At 59.5% G+C, this 16888-nt stretch carries 16 protein-coding genes; 7 read left to right on the top strand and 9 right to left on the bottom strand.

Going from position 1 to position 16888, the window contains the following annotated elements:
* On the top strand, nt 1-384 hold the full coding sequence (locus V3W40_RS14140) for a hypothetical protein (RefSeq protein ID WP_141691296.1): 384 nt from the start codon (nt 1-3) through the stop codon (nt 382-384).
* A gap of 423 nt (nt 385-807) precedes the next feature.
* Here the strand turns inward: V3W40_RS14140 and hemB are convergent, their stop codons facing one another.
* The 3 genes from hemB to V3W40_RS14125 form a co-directional block, all read right to left on the bottom strand.
* Nucleotides 808-1782, bottom strand: a complete 975-nt coding sequence (hemB, locus tag V3W40_RS14135; RefSeq protein ID WP_065926960.1) for a porphobilinogen synthase — start codon at nt 1780-1782, stop codon at nt 808-810.
* 118 nt (nt 1783-1900) lie between these two features.
* Entirely contained in the window at nt 1901-2740 is an 840-nt protein-coding gene (locus V3W40_RS14130) for a PhzF family phenazine biosynthesis protein (protein ID WP_074845316.1), read from the bottom strand.
* Nucleotides 2741-2743: 3 nt separating this feature from the next.
* Nucleotides 2744-3442 carry a glutathione S-transferase N-terminal domain-containing protein gene (locus V3W40_RS14125; protein WP_330215189.1) on the bottom strand — a complete coding sequence of 233 codons (699 nt, stop codon included), beginning with the start codon at nt 3440-3442 and terminating at the stop codon, nt 2744-2746.
* Nucleotides 3443-3695: 253 nt separating this feature from the next.
* On the opposite strand from V3W40_RS14125, the gene V3W40_RS14120 reads away from it, so the two are divergent.
* Together V3W40_RS14120 and V3W40_RS14115 are read left to right on the top strand one after the other, a co-directional pair.
* Nucleotides 3696-4397, top strand: a complete 702-nt coding sequence (locus V3W40_RS14120) for a histidine phosphatase family protein (RefSeq protein ID WP_065947080.1) — start codon at nt 3696-3698, stop codon at nt 4395-4397.
* 45 nt (nt 4398-4442) lie between these two features.
* Nucleotides 4443-5498 (top strand): permease, encoded by a 1056-nt coding sequence (locus V3W40_RS14115; RefSeq protein WP_330215188.1) that lies wholly within the window; start codon nt 4443-4445, stop codon nt 5496-5498.
* Here V3W40_RS14115 and mnmH read toward each other — a convergent pair.
* The 4 genes from mnmH to V3W40_RS14095 all read right to left on the bottom strand — a co-directional run bounded on the left by mnmH (nt 5488) and on the right by V3W40_RS14095 (nt 8747).
* On the bottom strand, nt 5488-6588 hold the full coding sequence (gene mnmH, locus V3W40_RS14110) for a tRNA 2-selenouridine(34) synthase MnmH (RefSeq protein WP_065926956.1): 1101 nt from the start codon (nt 6586-6588) through the stop codon (nt 5488-5490). The two genes, V3W40_RS14115 and mnmH, sit on opposite strands and share 11 nt — an antisense overlap.
* Nucleotides 6588-7622 carry a selenide, water dikinase SelD gene (gene selD, locus V3W40_RS14105; RefSeq protein ID WP_330215187.1) on the bottom strand — a complete coding sequence of 345 codons (1035 nt, stop codon included), beginning with the start codon at nt 7620-7622 and terminating at the stop codon, nt 6588-6590. Before selD ends, mnmH begins: the two co-directional genes overlap by 1 nt.
* Before the next feature lie 94 nt (nt 7623-7716).
* Nucleotides 7717-8466 (bottom strand): TerC family protein, encoded by a 750-nt coding sequence (locus tag V3W40_RS14100; protein WP_065926954.1) that lies wholly within the window; start codon nt 8464-8466, stop codon nt 7717-7719.
* A gap of 29 nt (nt 8467-8495) precedes the next feature.
* Nucleotides 8496-8747: a hypothetical protein gene (locus V3W40_RS14095; protein ID WP_065926953.1), complete on the bottom strand. Its 252-nt coding sequence runs from the start codon at nt 8745-8747 to the stop codon at nt 8496-8498.
* 134 nt (nt 8748-8881) lie between these two features.
* Here V3W40_RS14095 and nhaR point away from each other — a divergent pair, with 134 nt between their 5' ends.
* Nucleotides 8882-9784: a transcriptional activator NhaR gene (gene nhaR / locus V3W40_RS14090; RefSeq protein ID WP_065926952.1), complete on the top strand. Its 903-nt coding sequence runs from the start codon at nt 8882-8884 to the stop codon at nt 9782-9784.
* A 4-nt stretch (nt 9785-9788) separates the two neighbouring features.
* Here the strand turns inward: nhaR and V3W40_RS14085 are convergent, their stop codons facing one another.
* A complete protein-coding gene (locus tag V3W40_RS14085; RefSeq protein WP_330215186.1) occupies nt 9789-10946 on the bottom strand; it encodes an MFS transporter in 1158 nt (385 codons plus the stop codon).
* Between the two features lie 232 nt (nt 10947-11178).
* On the opposite strand from V3W40_RS14085, the gene sstT reads away from it, so the two are divergent.
* The 3 genes from sstT (at nt 11179) to V3W40_RS14070 (ending at nt 16289) form a co-directional block, all read left to right on the top strand.
* Nucleotides 11179-12399 (top strand): serine/threonine transporter SstT, encoded by a 1221-nt coding sequence (gene sstT / locus V3W40_RS14080; RefSeq protein ID WP_330215185.1) that lies wholly within the window; start codon nt 11179-11181, stop codon nt 12397-12399.
* Nucleotides 12400-12567: 168 nt separating this feature from the next.
* Entirely contained in the window at nt 12568-14301 is a 1734-nt protein-coding gene (locus tag V3W40_RS14075; protein ID WP_330215184.1) for a DEAD/DEAH box helicase, read from the top strand.
* Nucleotides 14298-16289, top strand: a complete 1992-nt coding sequence (locus V3W40_RS14070) for a 3'-5' exonuclease (RefSeq protein ID WP_330215183.1) — start codon at nt 14298-14300, stop codon at nt 16287-16289. The genes V3W40_RS14075 and V3W40_RS14070 overlap by 4 nt, the downstream gene beginning before the upstream one ends.
* 57 nt (nt 16290-16346) lie before the next feature.
* Here the strand turns inward: V3W40_RS14070 and V3W40_RS14065 are convergent, their stop codons facing one another.
* Nucleotides 16347-16856, bottom strand: coding sequence for a DUF1993 domain-containing protein (locus V3W40_RS14065; protein WP_027603156.1), 510 nt, complete (start codon nt 16854-16856; stop codon nt 16347-16349).
* Nucleotides 16857-16888 lie beyond the last annotated feature (32 nt).

The following is a 16888-nucleotide window of genomic DNA, read 5'->3' as shown; positions in this document are numbered from 1 at the left end:
ATGAAGATACAAATAACTGATATTTTTTCTGACAAAGGCACTGTGAGAGTAAAATTCAACTCACCTTTTGGAAATGCCACAGCTTTATGGAGCGGAACCAAGTTAAAAACTGGTGAAATTCTGGATGTAGAGTTAGAACTTGATGAAATATTTTCATGGGGACAAAACATCATGTCCTCATCTGTAAAAACACCACAGATCGCTTCTGCGAATGGTGCTCATAAAATTATCGGCGAGCTTATCCAAGATGCAGACCAAAGTTGCTCAATACTAAAAATCGGCGATTCAGTAATTTTGATTGAAATTGACAAGCCAATCACCGGCAAGCCCAGCTTTGTTGAAGTGATAACAAATGACATTCTTCTTCACCCAACAAATGTTTGAGCATAAGCTCACTTACTCACAGCCGTAAATTACATATAAAAAAATGCTCAACCAGCGGAAATCAATCGGAGAGAGCTATAAAAAATACACATTTTTGAATATGCAACATAAAGAAAATCAACAACAATACTAGATACAGACGGAAACCCAATCACCGCCTGCACGGACTACTGAAACGAAACATCAACCTAAACTTTCAATCCTCCGCAGCCTTCTATTCAAAATCCAGGAAAAATATATAAAATTCAGACCAGCGATTACCTCCCCTTCATCCAATCAAACAATTCAAACTTCACAGAATGTAGTTAGTCAGGCAGATGAAGTATTTAAGGTAGATCGTGGGCATGGGGCTGCTACGCAGCCCAACGCGAGCAAGCTCGCTCACCACAAGTGTTCGCTCACCAGGGGTGGGTTACGTTGCCCTTAGATCCCAGCCAACGCCAAGTCCATCGCGAAGTAGGTAAAGATCAAATCCGCACCCGCACGCTTGATCGACCCCAAGGTCTCACGCACGACCCGATCCTCATCGATCGCTCCCGCCTGGGCGCCGAATTTGATCATCGCGTATTCGCCGCTGACCTGGTACGCCGCCACCGGCAGGCGCGAGGCTTCGCGGATGTCGCGGATGATGTCGAGGTAGGCACCGGCCGGCTTGACCATCAGTGCGTCCGCGCCTTCCTGTTCGTCCAGCAGCGATTCGCGCACGGCTTCGCGGCGGTTCATCGGGTTCATCTGGTAGCTTTTGCGGTCGCCCTTGAGCGCACTGCCGCCGGCTTCGCGGAATGGGCCGTAGAGGGCCGAGGCGAATTTGGTGGAGTAGGCCATGATCGGGATATGGGTGAAGCCGGCTTCATCCAGCGCACGGCGGATGGCCTGGACCTGGCCGTCCATGGCGGCCGAGGGGGCGATCACGTCGGCCCCGGCGCGGGCGGCGGCAACGGCTTGCTTGCCGAGGTTGACCAGGGTCGCGTCGTTGTCGACATGGGCACCGTGCATCACGCCGCAGTGGCCGTGGTCGGTGTATTCGCAGAAGCAGGTGTCGGACATTACGATCATGTCCGGCACCGCGTCCTTGATGATCGAGGACATCCGCGAGACCAGGCCGCGTTCCTTCCAGGTGTCGCTGCCGTTGGCGTCCAGGTGGTGGGACACGCCGAAGGTCATCACCGACTTGATACCGGCACGGGCATAGCGCTCGATCTCGGCAGCCAGCTTCTTTTCCGGGATGCGTTGCACGCCGGGCATGCTGGTGATCGGCACGAAGTCGTCGATTTCTTCTTCGACGAAAATCGGCAGCACCAGGTCGTTGAGGGTGAACTCGGTTTCCTGGAACAAGCCACGCAGCTCCGGGGAGCGGCGCAGGCGGCGTGGACGGGCTTGGGGGAACTGGCTGGTCATGGCTGTCCTGAAAAAGTGGCGGGAAATCTTTGGGGCGAAAGCTTATGCCCCAAGGCCCCGGCAGCACAAATGCCCAGGGGCCAACAGTGTATTGCGGGGGCCGTAATAATGTATTGATCTAGAGCTGTAGACGACCTTCGATACACACCGTAACGGCGCCGCCGACCCAGATTTCATCACCCTGGCGCTCGACGCGAATACGCCCCGCACGCCCCATGGCCGTGCCCTGGCTGACCACGTAGCACTCAGGTGCGAGTCCTTCGCTGAGCAGCCATTGTGCGACGCCCGCATTCAGGCTGCCGGTGGCAGGGTCTTCCTGGGCCCCGTCGCCTGCGACAAAGGCACGCACCTCAAACTGCGCGTCCACGTCGTCAGCCGGGTTGCAAGGAGCAATCACCCCGACGGCCAGCCCAAGCAGCTGCGAATAGTCCGGCTGCAAGGCCAGGACCTGATCACGGTCAGCCAGCATCACCGCGAGCCACCCCGCGCCATTGTCGACCCACTGGCTGCGCACAATGGCCCCCGGCGCCAGGCCCAATCCCAGGCGAACGCGCTCCAGCAGCGCGGAGTCCACAGGGCCGGAGCGCATCAACGGCGGTGCAATAAACGCCAGTTCATCGCCTTGACGCCGAATACGCACCAGGCCGATTCCACACTCCTGGATAATCTCCTCGCCTTGGGGTACCCCACCCGCCTTGAGCCACGCATGGCAACTGCCCAGCGTCGGGTGCCCGGCGAACGGCAGCTCCTGCAAGGTGGTAAAGATCCTCACCCGGTAGTCCGCCCGAGCATCGCGCGGTGTCAGCAAAAACGTGGTTTCACTGAGGTTTGTCCATTTGGCGAAGTCAGCCATCTGTTGGTCGCTGAGGCTGTCAGCACCTAGCACGACGGCCAGCGGATTGCCCTTGAGCGACACGCTGCTGAATACATCCAGTTGTTTGAAATCGAAAGTCGGCATGCTTCAGCTCGGAATATTCAGGCCACGGATGACCGCCGGCCGGGCGACAAAGCCGTCCAGCGCGCGCAGTACGTTAGGGAAGTCGGCAATGCCCACCAGATCGCCCGATTCATAGAAACCGATCAGGTTGCGAATCCAGGGGAAGGTGGCGATGTCGGCGATGCTGTAGTCGTCGCCCATGATCCAGGTGCGGCCGAGCAGGCGCTTTTCCAGCACGTCCAGCAGGCGACGGGATTCCGCGGCGTAACGGTCGCGGGGGCGCTTGTCTTCGTAGTCCTTGCCGGCGAACTTATTGAAGAAGCCCAGTTGGCCAAACATCGGACCGATGCCCCCCTTCTGGAACATCAGCCATTGAATCGTTTCATAACGTGTCGCCGGATCTTCGGAAAGCAACTGGCTGGATTTTTCCGCCAGGTAGATCAGGATTGCGCCTGACTCGAACAGCGCCAACGGCTGCCCCGCCGGGCCGTCGGGGTCGATGATCGCGGGGATTTTGTTGTTGGGGTTCAGGGACAGGAACTCGGGGGAAAACTGGTCCTGGGTCTCGAAACTGACCTTGTGCGCCTCATAAGGCAGGCCCAGCTCTTCGAGCATGATCGAGACTTTTACCCCGTTGGGCGTGGGCAACGAGTACAGTTGCAGGCGCTCCGGATGCCGGGCGGGCCATTTGCTGTTGATCGGGAACGCGGCGATCGGGTTCATCGGGAAACTCCCTGGCGGAAAGCCCCCATGATAATCATCTGTCCCACGTCCTGCATGGGTCATCAATGCGCAACATCAGCGGGCTATTATCCCCCGTGGGCGAACCAATACGCCCGCGTGCACTCTTAAGTGCGCTCAAACGGTGAATGGAGGCACCTCGCTGTACCGACACGGAATACCCGCAGGACGCCCCAGGCGTCATTGGGGCCAGGCTTGTCCGCCTTAACGTGACGCACGAAGACTCGAACCCATAATGACGATCAAGCCTCTGCGCCTTGTGCAACGACTGAAACACTACGCCTACATCATGTTGCCCCTTTTGCTGGTGAGCGGCGCCATGGTTGCCGCCCTCGACGCCCGGGAAAGCCGCGCCCAACCGGTGGACGGCGTGCAAACCCTGGTGTTCCTGCGCCACGCCGAGAAACCGGCCGGCGGCCTGGGCCAACTCAATTGCCAAGGGTTGAACCGAGCAATGAACCTGGCCACCCTGCTGCCGGAAAAATTCGGCAAGGCCAACTTCGTGTTTGCCGCCAACCCGACGCGCAATGTCGAGGAAGGTGAGCTGGACAATTCCTACAGCTATATTCGCCCGTTGATGACCATCAGCCCCAGCGCCATCAAGTTGGGCCTGCCGGTGAACATCAAGTTCTCGGCCAACGACACCAGCGACCTGGCCGACGAGCTGGTTGAAGACAAATACCACAATGCCACCATCTACACCGCGTGGTCCCACGGCTACCTGCCGGAGCTGATCAACAAGGTGGCCAGTGAGGCCTCCGGCGAAAAACACACGATTACCGACGACTGGTCCGGCAGCGACTACGACACGCTGTACGTACTGACGCTGACCTGGCACAACGGCAAAGCCTCGTTGCTCAGCCGCAACTACAAGCAGGGCCTGAACGACGGTGAAGAAACCTGCCCGCAGCCAACACAGGTGAGTGCCGATAGCTGAGGGCGTATGATGCACCGCTATTGACTCATTTGCGGACCCTCCCCCATGCCCAACCTCGCCCCCACCCAGCCCGTCCGGGGCTGGTCGTTCTGGTGGAAACCTGCCCTCTTCCTATTGGTGGCCTGCGTCGGCCTCTACTACGTGAAGTGGTCGCCCTACTACTTCAAGGCGTTTGTCGCCGCTGACAACCACAGCATCGGCGCCTCGATCCTCAACGATCAACAAAGCTCGCCATTGGCGGCAGCGCTGGCCTACGCCCAGGTGTATTTCCTGGCGATCTGGAAGGCTGCCGTACTGGCGGTGATCCTCGGCTCGCTGCTGCAAGTGCTGATCCCCCGCGACTGGTTGCTGCGCCTGTTTGGCCGTGCCGGCCTCGGCTCGACCTTGCGCGGCGGGCTGTTCGCCTTGCCGGGGATGATGTGCAGTTGCTGCGCGGCGCCCGTCGCGGCCGGTATGCGCCGCCAGCAGGTGTCGGTGGGCGCGGCATTGGCCTTCTGGATTGCCAACCCGGTGCTGAATCCGGCGACGCTGGTGTTCATGGGTTTTGTACTGGGCTGGGGCTTTACCGCGTTGAGGCTGGTGGCGGGCATTGTGCTGGTGGTGGGTGTGTCACTGGTGGCACAACGCATCGCACGGCCGGACCAGGTGCCGGAAGTTGCCTTGGACGCGGTGGCCGAGGCCAGCCAGGTCGAAGCGCAACCCTTCTTCAGTCGCTGGCTGCGTACCCTGTGGCAGCTGTTCTGGAGCACCATACCGATCTATATCCTGGCGGTGCTGGTGCTCGGTGCCGCACGGGTGTGGCTGTTCCCCCACGTGGACGGCGCCATGGCCAACAGCCTGGTGTGGCTGGTGCCCCTGGCGATTGTCGGCACGCTGTTTGTGATTCCTACAGCGGCAGAGATCCCCATCGTACAAACCATGATGACCCTGGGCATGGGCACCGGCCCGGCCGTGGCCTTGCTGATGACCCTGCCCAGCGTGAGCCTGCCGTCGCTGTTGATGCTGCGCAAGGATTTCGATGCGCGGGTGCTGGTGACGGTGGCCGGGTTGACCATGCTGGTGGGCGTGGTGTGCGGGTTGATCGGCGTGCTTATCCTCTGAGGGCGCGCTCGCGCAGATAGGCCGTGACTGCGCCCTGCTCTCCCGCAAACTCGATGCGTGCGCCTTTGCTTTCACGCTGGAAGGCGTACATCGGGTCGTAATACTCGCGCAACAGCCCTTCAATCCAGGCGCGATGCAGGTCCACGGCGCCGCTGCGCAGCTGTTCCGCCAGAGCATCCTGCATGATCGCCTGCAACCGCTGGAAACGCTCGCCGCCCAGGCGCTTGTGGATATTGGCCAGGCCCTGGGTCAGGCGTTCGGCAAACAACGCCTGCCCCTGCTCACCAAATACCGCGATGAATTCTGCGCAAAGGTCAATCACGTAATCGCGCAGGATGCGCTCGACACGGCCTTCGACGCTGTCTTCCAGCCACACCATCGGAAAGGTCTGCATGCCCTTGTGCAACGGCAACGGCAGCGCGCAGCTGCCGATCATGCGGCTTTCATCCTCGACCACGAACTGCTCGATACCGCCCGCGCGTTTTTTCAGCAGGTCCACCGCCAGGCGGTTTTCGAAGTCAATAGTGGAGGGTTGCGCCGTGGCGCGTTTGCCGAAGCTGGAACCGCGGTGGTTGGCATGGCCCTCCAGGTCCAGGGCGTTGCGCAACTGGCCCAGCACCTCGGTCTTGCCGGTGCCGGTCATACCGCCCAGCAACACGAAATCACAGTGGGCGGCCGCCTGGTCAAGGGTATCCAGCAGGAAGGTCCGCATGGCCTTGTAGCCACCGCCGACCCGGGGGTACTCGATGCCGGCTTCGGTCTTCAACCATTGCTGCACGATCTGCGAGCGCAGCCCGCCACGGAAGCAATACAAGAAACCGTCAGGATTGGCCTGGGCAAACCGTGCCCATTGTTCGATGCGTTCAGCCTTGATCGCCCCCGACACCAGCTCATGCCCCAGCACAATCGCGGCTTGCTGGCCCTGCTGCTTGTAGCAGGTGCCGACGCGTTGACGCTCGTCATCGGTCATCAACGGCAGGTTGATCACGCCGGGGAACGCGCCCTTGGCGAATTCGACCGGTGCACGGGTGTCCATCATCGGCCGGTCGTTGAGGAAAATGTCGCGGTAATCGGTGATGTCAGTTGCCATCAAACCACCTCTACCGCGTGGGTCTGTCGCTCAACCAATTGGCCGATCGGCTCAAGGCTCAAGCCCAATTCAGCCGCCGTCGCGCGGAACTCGGCGTCGCCTTCAGGGGTGACCGCGATCAGCAGGCCGCCGCTGGTCTGCGGGTCGCACAGCACGCGTTTGTGCAATTCCTGCAGACGCCCGACCTTGCTTGCGTAGCTGTCGAAGTTGCGCAAAGTGCCACCTGGCATGCAGCCCTGGTCCAGGTAGTCCTCGATCCCGGGCAGACGTGGGACTTTGTCGTATTCGATGCGTGCGGTCACGGCGCTGCCGTCCGCCATCTCCACCAAATGGCCCAACAGACCGAAACCGGTGACATCCGTCATTGCCGTCACACCGGCCAGCTTGCCGAAACGGCTGCCGGGTTTGTTGAGGGTACACATCCAGTCGCGGGCCAGGCCGATATCCGCCTCACGCAACTTGCCCTTCTTTTCGGCGGTGGTGAGGATGCCGATGCCCAACGGTTTGGTCAGGTACAGACGGCAGCCCACGGTGGCGGTGTCGTTGCGCTTCATATGGCGCTTTTGCACGATGCCGGTGACAGCCAGGCCGAAGATCGGCTCGGGCGCGTCAATGGAGTGCCCACCCGCCAACGGGATGCCGGCTTCGTCGCACACCGAGCGGCCACCCCGGATCACTTCACGGGCGATCTCCGGCGCCAGCACGTTCACCGGCCAGCCAAGAATGGCGATGGCCATCAACGGGTCGCCGCCCATGGCGTAGATGTCACTGATGGCATTGGTGGCGGCGATGCGGCCGAAATCGAAGGGATCATCGACAATCGGCATGAAAAAGTCAGTGGTGGAGACCACGCCACGCTCATCGTCGATGGCGTACACCGCCGCGTCGTCGCGGGAGGTGTTGCCCACCCACAGGTTGGGGTCAAGGTTCTGCGCGCCGCTGCCAGCCAGGATCACTTCCAGCACCTGGGGCGAAATCTTGCAGCCACAACCCGCGCCGTGGCTGTACTGGGTAAGGCGAATCGGCTCGTTCATGGTGGACCTCAAGCTATCAAGTGGGCGGATTCTAACAGACAGCAAAAGGCCGGCTGGGCTCTTGTGAGCACCGCCGGCCTTTGGGGTTGCAGCGTTACTGCCGGGCAGCGAGCAGACGCTTGTGACGGTTGCGCCGAGCGATGTTCAGGCACTCGATGGCCGCCGAGAAGGCCATGGCCGCGTAGACGTAGCCTTTAGGCACATGGGCGCCGAAGCCTTCGGCGATCAGCGTCATGCCGATCATGATCAGGAAGCCCAGGGCCAGCATCACCACGGTCGGGTTGTCGTTGATGAACTTGGCCAACGGCTCGGCCGCCACCAGCATCACGATCACCGAGGTCACCACGGCGATGATCATGATCGGCAAGTGCTCGGTCATGCCCACGGCGGTAATGATGCTGTCGATGGAGAACACCAGGTCAAGCAACAGGATCTGCCCGATGGCTGCGGCAAAGCCGATGGCCACGACATTGCCGGTGCTGGTCTTCTCTTCGGGCTCAGGGTCCATGCTGTGATGGATCTCGGTGGTGGCCTTCCAGACCAGGAACAGGCCACCGGCGATCAGGATCATGTCCTTCCATGAGAACGCCTGGCCGAGCACTTCGAACACCGGCGTAGTCAATTGCACGATAAACGCAATGGTGCTCAACAGGCCCAGGCGCAACACCAGCGCCATGCTGATACCGATGCGTCGCGCCTTGGCCCGATGTTTCTCCGGCAATTTGTTGGTGAGTATCGAGATAAAGATCAGGTTATCGATGCCCAGCACGATTTCCATCACGATCAAGGTGGCCAGGGCAATCCAGGCGGTAGGGCTGGCGGCCAGTTGTAAAAGGTAATCCATAGGTCAGTCCTGACGTTGTGCTGGGGAGATTAGGTTTCTTTGGTGTTCGATTCAGACTCGTTTTCTTCCTGATCGTCCTTTTTTTGTGGATTGATCAGGCCATTTGTCGCTTCACTCAACGCCTGCTCGGCAGCTTTCTGGGTGTCATCGATGGCTTGCTTGGCCGACTCGGTGGCTTTGCCCATGACCTGTTGCGCGCTTTTTTCGACCTGATCGCAACCGCTGATCATCACCAATGAAAGCGCAAGCAACGATGCCGCGCTCAGGAAATTGAGTTTCATCATGTCTTCCTCGTTAGAACCATTGGGTCCAAATAGTGGCCCCGCGATAGCGAGGCATTCTATGCAGGCAAACAGTTCAGGAAAATTCGTATTTTCATCGCGTATACTTCGGTTTTTACGAAGCGACGATCATCATGCTCAATTACCGACAGTTGCATTACTTCTGGGTAGTGGCCAAGACCGGCAGCATCGTGCGCGCCTGCGAGCAACTGAACCTCACGCCCCAGACCATCAGCGGGCAGATCAGCCTGCTGGAGCAAACCTACGGGATTGCGCTGTTTCAGCGGGTAGGCCGCCAGCTTGAACTCACCGAAGCCGGGCGCCAGGCCCTGCCCTATGCCGAACAGATGTTCCAGACCGGCAATGAACTGGAGGCGATGCTGCGCGCGCAGCCCGATGAGCAACAGATCCTGTTTCGGGTCGGGGTGGCGGATGTGGTGCCCAAGTCCATCGTGTACCGACTGATCGCGCCGACCATGGAATTGAGCGAGCCCCTGCGCATTACCTGCCGTGAAGACAAACTCGAGCGTTTATTGGCCGACCTGGCGATCCAGCGCCTGGACCTGGTGATCTCCGACAGCCCCATGCCCTCGCACCTGGATATCAAGGGCTACAGCCAGAAACTGGGGGAATGTGGCATCAGTTTTTTCGCCACCCAGGCATTGGCTGACAGGTACGCCGGTGACTTCCCACAGTGCCTGCACGGCGCGCCCCTGTTGATTCCCGGCGCGGAAACCGTAGTACGCAGCCGTTTGCAGCGCTGGTTTGCCGAGCAGCAGATCCTGCCCAGGATCATCGGCGAGTTCGATGACAGCGCCTTGATGCAGGCCTTTGGCCAATCCGGCAGCGGGATCTTTATCGCGCCCAGCGTGATCGCCGATGAGGTGGTGCGCCAGTACGGGGTGGCGTTGATTGGCCAGACCGATGCCGTCACCGAATCGTTCTACGCGATCTCGGTGGAACGCAAGGTCAAGCACCCCGGCATCGTGGCGATAACCGAAGGTGCACGGCGAGAGTTGTTTACCGCCCTGCCCTGAGCGTTCAGGCGTTGGACGCGGCCGCTGGCCTGGCGGTCATCAGCCACAGCGCCAGCAGGATCGACACCAGGATAAACCCGGAAGCGGCAAAACCCAGGCTGCCGAGGCCGAGGGTGTCGATCACATGCCCGCCGACCATGGCCCCCAGGCCAATGCCCAGGTTGGCCCCGGCGATATTCAACGACGCCGCAAACGCCGGCGCATGGGGTGCGGCCTTCATCAACCGCACATGGCTGACCAGGAACATCGCCGCCTGGGTCACGCCCCACACCGCCATCGCCGCCGCCAGGCCGACCGTGGAGTGAATCGCCGGCACCAGCGCGACCATGCCGGCGATCATGAAACCGCAGAACACCATCGAGGCGATCAGCGGGTGACGGTCCACCGCACGCCCGCCCAGGGAGTTGCCGATCAGCCCCACTGCGCCAAAGCCCATCAGGCACCAGCCCACCAGAGTGCCGTCGAAACCGGCCAGGCGCTCAAGGATGTCCGCCAGGTAGGTGTACGCCGTGAACATGCCGCTGAACACCAGGACCGACAACAGGATATGGCCTTGCATCAGCGGGTTGCGCAGGATCTTGAACTGCGAGCGCAACGACACCTGGTCGTTCTTCGGCTGGGTCACCGGCAGGTAGATAAACAGCAGCAAGGCCTTGGCCAGCGCGACCACTGCGAGGATCGCAAACGCGGCGCGCCAGCCGAACATATCGGAAATCAACGTGCCCACCGGGATACCGAACACCGTGGCGCAGACGATGCCGAAGCCGATTTTTTCGATGGCGCGCCCGGCGTATTCGGGGCCGACAATATCCACCGCCGTTTCACTGGCCAGGGCCCAGAACACCGGCAGGCCCAGGGCCGGGATCAAGCGCGCCAACGCCATCACCCAGATATTCGGCGCCAATGCGGCCACGGTATTGGCCACGCCGAACAGGAGCAGGATGCTGATAAACAGACGCTTGCGGGGGAAACGGGCGCAGTACGCGGTCAGAAACGGACCAAAGGCCGCCACGGTAAAGGCAAACAAGGTCACCAGCAGGCCGGCCTGGGACACGCTGACGTTGAGGTCCCGGGCGATGGACGGCAACAGGCCGACGATAACGAATTCTGTGGTCAGCACGGTAAAACCGGCGGCCGACAGCAGCAGGATGGGAAACAGCATGAAAACTCCAGAAACGACGACATCAACGACAGCCCGAAGGGCCCGCTGACGGAGAGGAAAGGTGAGAGGGGAGAATCTTAACAGAGTATGTCCGGCTTTTGCGAAGCCCCGGTGACCCAATGCCGCAGCGGCCGGGACAGGTCCAGCGGCATGCTAGACTTCGCGCCCTGCTTCCTACAGCTCTTTCCGCCTGCATTGCTGCGCCCTTAAAAAAACTAGAGACAACCTTTATATGACTGCTGCCCCTTCCCTTTTCCAACGCCTGGCCCGCATCAGCCTGGTCACGCAAATCGTCATCGGCTTGATCGCCGGTATCCTGCTGGCCCTGCTCTTGCCGGAGGCGGCCAAGGCCGCCGGGTTTATCGGCAAGGTATTTGTTGCCGCGCTCAAGGCCGTGGCGCCGATCCTGGTGTTTGTGCTGGTAATGGCGTCGATCGCCAACCATAAACACGGCCAGGAAACCCATATCAAGCCGATCCTGTTCCTGTACCTGCTGGGCACCTTTGCCGCTGCCGTGGTGGCGGTGATTGCCAGCATGTGGTTTCCCTCATCGCTGGTGCTCGCTACCCATGACGCCACCGTGAGCGCTCCCGGCGGCATTGGCGAGGTCTTGCAAAGCCTGCTGTTGAGCGTGGTGGACAACCCCGTCAGCGCGCTGATGAACGCCAACTTCATCGGCATCCTGGCCTGGGCCATCGGCATGGGCATTGCCATTCGCCATGCCGGCGAGACCACCCGCACGGTGCTCGACGACCTGTCCAACGGCGTGACCCTGATTGTGCGCGTGGTGATCCGCTTCGCCCCGCTGGGTATCTTCGGCCTGGTGGCTTCGACACTCGCCACTTCGGGCTTCGGCGCCCTGCTCGGCTACGCCCACCTGCTGGTGGTACTGATCGGTTGCATGCTGTTCGTGGCACTGGTGGTCAACCCGGCCATCGTGTTCTGGAAACTGCGCCGCAACCCGTTCCCGCTGGTGCTGATGTGCCTGCGCGAAAGCGGCATCACCGCGTTTTTTACCCGCAGTTCGGCGGCGAATATCCCGGTGAACCTGGCCTTGAGCAAACGCCTGGGCCTGCATGAAGACACCTACTCGGTGTCGATTCCACTGGGTGCCACGATCAACATGGCCGGTGCTGCGATCACCATCACCGTGTTGACCCTGGCGGCCGTGCACACCCTCGGCATTGCCGTGGACCTGCCGACTGCCGTGCTGCTCAGCGTGGTCGCGGCGATCTGTGCCTGCGGTGCGTCGGGTGTGGCCGGCGGCTCGCTGCTGCTGATTCCCCTGGCATGCAGCCTGTTCGGTATCCCCAGCGAAATCGCCATGCAGGTGGTGGCCGTAGGCTTCATCATCGGCGTGTTGCAGGATTCGGCGGAAACCGCGCTCAATTCGTCCACCGATGTGCTGTTTACCGCGGCCGCGTGCCTGGGCAAGGAAGAGCAGTCGGTTTAAAACAGCCAGCGTAAGCAAGCCCGGCGCCGTTCTTCAATGAAGAACGGCGCCGGGCTTTTTTTGTATGGGCTGGTCGGGTTTTCCGTGCCACGTGCTGGCTCGCAACCACGACAAACATTATGTAACACTGCCAACAGATGCCTCGGTCGATAAGGATTGTTCACCGCCATGCTCGGACAGCACCCCCTGATTCAAAAACTGTACGACTTCGTATACGCCGAACAGGCCGCCAACTGGCAAAAACTTCAAGAGGTATGGGAACGTCCCTTGAAGGACAAGTTGCTGCAGGGCTGGACACAGGGCTTCGTTCGACTCGAACGTGGCGATACAGCCAAATTACTGTGGGCCTACCTCGACGACAACGAATCGCGCTTTCGTGCAGGTGACTTGCTGCGTCTGCATCTGGGCGATGCCCAAGGCCCGCTGCTATGCCAGGCCATGAAGTTCGAAAAGGAAGAGGATGATCGCTGGCTTCTCAGTTCGGATCAGGCAATGCTCATTTGGGAGAGCTATCAGGAAGGTGTTTGCTACGCGGACCCTGATGGCATGGACCTGACGCCGAAATATCTTCAAACCTTGCAGGATATTGAGAGCGACATACACGGTAACAACGCGATTCTTCCTTTGCTCGGCGATGCTCCCAATATCGGCTTCCATGACGCGGACCTCGAATACGCCGAGCAGATCGCGCTCAAAGAGGGCTGCAACCAGAAACAAGCCGAGGCCGTGGGTTTTGCCTTCGGTGCTGAACAGGTCGCCTGCATTCAAGGTCCACCCGGTACCGGCAAGACCAGAGCCCTGGCCCTGATCGCTCAGTTGCTGGTCGAGCGCGGCGAACGGGTGTTCATCACTTCGCATACACACATGGCCATCAACAACGCTCTGAGTAAGATTGCTGCGCGCGATGTGCCGACCGTCAAGGTCGGTCGCCGCCGGGAAGACCTCGACAAACACGTGGATTGGGCAGCCGAACCGGCCAGATGGGAAGGGATGCCAGAGGCAGGTCAAGGTTATGTGATTGGCGCCACGCCTTTTGCAACGTGTTCCTCGTTGTCCCATTACAATTTCGACACGGTGATCTTCGACGAGGCCAGTCAGATCACCGTACCTCTCGCCCTGATGGCGATGCGCAAGGGCAAACGCTTTATTTTCATCGGCGACCAGAAACAACTTCCCCCCGTACTGCTTTCTCGCTCGGTTCTGTCAAAAGAATCCATGTCTGTGTTCGCCCGCCTGACGGCTCAGGATGCCGATCACACGGTAATGCTTGAAGAAACCTACCGGATGAATCGCTGGCTTACCCAGTGGCCCAGCCAAATGTATTACGGCGGGCGATTACGCGCCGCCGGGCGAAACAAGGACCGTCTCCTGTCGCCCATTCATCAGGCAGATGTCAGCGAAGCGCTTGATCCGCAAACCTGCGCGGTGTTCATCCCGACGCAGGACGCAAAAGCGCGGAACCGCAACCCAGCAGACGCCAGGTGCGTCGTCCAGTTGTGCCGGCAAGCGAACGACATGGGGCTGCCACTCCATGAAATCGGCATCGTGACGCCCTACCGTGCTCAGGGTCGAGCCATTCGCAAGGCGCTGGCCAAACAGTTCGGCAGCGAGGCCGCCAGTACAATCGTCGCGGATACTGTCGAGCGTATGCAGGGTCAGGAGCGGGAGTTGGTGATCCTGTCCCTGTGCAGTGGCGACGAAGCGTTTATCAGTGCAATCGGGACATTTTTCTTTCAGCCTGAGCGCCTGAACGTTTCCATCACACGCGCGATGACCAAGCTGATCATCATCGGGCCGGAGCTGCAGCACGGGATCATCTGTTCCAGCGAAACAGCACAGGCCTGGGCTGAGCAATACCGCCAGTTGATCAGCCAATGCCATAAGGTAAATTTCCCGCTATGACTCTTTTCATACCCGAATGGCAGCGCAGCAGCGGCTCCCAGCAACAGTGCAAGCGGGTACTCAAGAAGCTTGAGGATGACTACGTCGTCCGCAAATGCCTGACCCAAGACAGTTGGGCACCGGATTTTTTCCTACAGCGCGGTGAGCTTGAGTGGCTGGCGCTGATGGTGTGCGAGTTGCCGTACGATACGCTGGACCCGGACCAGCTGTTTTTGACCGCAGAGCAGACAGCATTCAGCCAGATGCTGGAGAAACTGGGAACATTCGAAACCCAGGCCGGTATCCCGGCCATGCGCAAGATGGTGGTGATGTGGGGCTGCGACTCCGAGCAAAGTAAAATCCTCTGGTCAAGGCATTGCGAAGGTCGGGGAATCTGGCTGATGTCGAAGAAGACGTTCCTTGAGTCCGGTGCAGAACAACTGCCCAAGCTGCTCAAGGCACTGTCTTCGGAAACCCGGCAGACCCTTATGGGCCGTTACTTTTCCGAGGCCGAAATAGCCGGGCTCCGCTCAACACGCCGTCACTTTTCGCGCGACAACAGTGCCCGCACGCTGCGCTACTTTCTGGACCCTCAGCAAGAGTGGGCCAGCAAGCTCGACCTGGACCTTCCGGATGAGCAAACGGAAATGGCGGGGGATTTTTCCGTGCGGCTGATCAATGGTGTAGCGGGCAGCGGCAAAACGCTTATTGCTGCCAGTCGCGCCTATATCCTGGCCAGGAAATTCCCTGACCAGCAGGTTCTCATGCTGATTCACAACGTTCCTGTCGTGAAAGATCTGAAACACCGCCTGCAGCGCGTCTATGGGGAAATCCCCAAGAACCTCACCATCATGACGGCGCTGGGCTGGATCTCAAGGCAATGGAGGGCGCTGTTTAAAGAAACACTGAAGATGCCTAAGTTCACTACCGAAGCCATAGGCCTTATTCAGCATTTTCGCGACACGGAATACCGGGAACTGAAACCGGACAATAACCAGTTGCTTGATGAGTTCAACTTTATAAACGACAACGTCGTCATCGACGAGCCTGATTATCTCAAGGCAGAACGGGCAGGCCAGGGCTTTGCGCTGCGCAAAGAGGAGCGACAACAGGTCTGGGCGCTGTACGAACGGGTGACCAAAGCCCTGTTCAATCAGCATGGGCTGCGTTTATGGAGCTCTCTGCCCCGTGATCTGTGCCTGGCCAATCGCCCAGACACGCTGGAAGCCTATCAGCACATTCTGGTGGACGAGGCACAGTTCTTCGCACCATCGTGGTTCCAACTGATCAAACTCACCCTGGAAAAAACCGAGGGAACGCTGTTTTTATGCGCTGATCCGAATCAGGGCTTTCTGAAGAGCCGCCTTAGCTGGAAACGAGTCGGCCTGGATGTGGCGGGCAAGACCAAAAAGCTGCGCAAATCGTATCGCACCACCCAGGCCATACTAAGCGCTGCCAGCCAGATGCTGGCCGATATTACGCAGACCGATCCGGACGAGTATCTGCAACCAGACTTCGACGGTATGGAAGCAGGTACACCGCCGCTGTTTGTTCTGTCGCCCTCTCCACAGGATGCCGTGGTCCAGGCCTGCAATGAAATTGGAGCGCATCGGAACAGCTATGAATTACCGTTGTCGGCAATGTTGCTGCTGTATGGCAAGGGCATAGACAAAGCGTTGTTAATGAAAACCCTGAAGAAGAGTTTCGGCACCGAGCGAATCTGGGACATGAATGATCCAGACGTCGTACCCGGTCATGATGAGACGCTGCGAATCGCGACGGTTGAAAGTGCAACCGGACTGGAAGCCAACGTAGTGTTTCTGGTTGGGCTGGAAAAATTGCTCAGGATTATCGAGCAGAAGGCTGGCATCACGGCGGACGAGCTGGAACGGAATGCTCGCAAGCTGTATATGGCGATGACTCGCGCAGGCCAACGGCTTGTGCTGATCTCGTCTATCCCGCTACCGGAGAAAATTGCGGGGGTGTTTGTCCACACCGGGATGGAATAAAAAACGCCCAGGGTCATTCGACGAAGAACGGCTCCGGGCGTTTTCCGATGCCTGGGCTTAGAAAGCGCCCATGTAGTCACGCTTGCCCACTTCTACACCGTTGTGACGCAGCAAGGCGTATGCGGTGGTGACGTGGAAGAAGAACTGCGGCAGGCCGTAGGTCAGCAGGTAGGACTGGCCGCTGAAGCGCTTCTCTTTCGGCGTGCCTGGGCGGGTGATGATCTCGATGCCTTCCTTGCCGTCGACTTGCTCGGGCTTGATGGTGTCGACAAACGCCAGCACCTTGGCGATCAGCGCTTGCAGGTCGGCGAAGGTGACTTCGGTGTCTTCGTATTTCGGCACTTCGATCTCAGCCAGGCGTGCGGAAACACCCTTGGCGAAGTCGACGGCGATCTGCACCTGGCGCACCAGTTGGAACATGTCCGGGAACAGCCGCGCTTGCAGCAAGGCGTTGGGTTCGATGTTCCTGGCGGTGGCGTGGGCTTCGGCTTTGTTCAGCACATCGCTCAGGGCGCTGAGCATTTGCTTGAAGACCGGGATGGAGGCGGCGTACAGGGAAATAGTCATGGCAGTCTCATGGGTAGTGGCAGGGTTGGAAC

This window comes from Pseudomonas sp. AM8 (assembly GCF_036346475.1).
Taxonomy (GTDB): domain Bacteria; phylum Pseudomonadota; class Gammaproteobacteria; order Pseudomonadales; family Pseudomonadaceae; genus Aquipseudomonas; species Aquipseudomonas marginalis.
The sequence above is the reverse complement of the archived record's forward strand: the minus strand, read 5'-3'. Positions and strand labels throughout refer to the sequence as shown.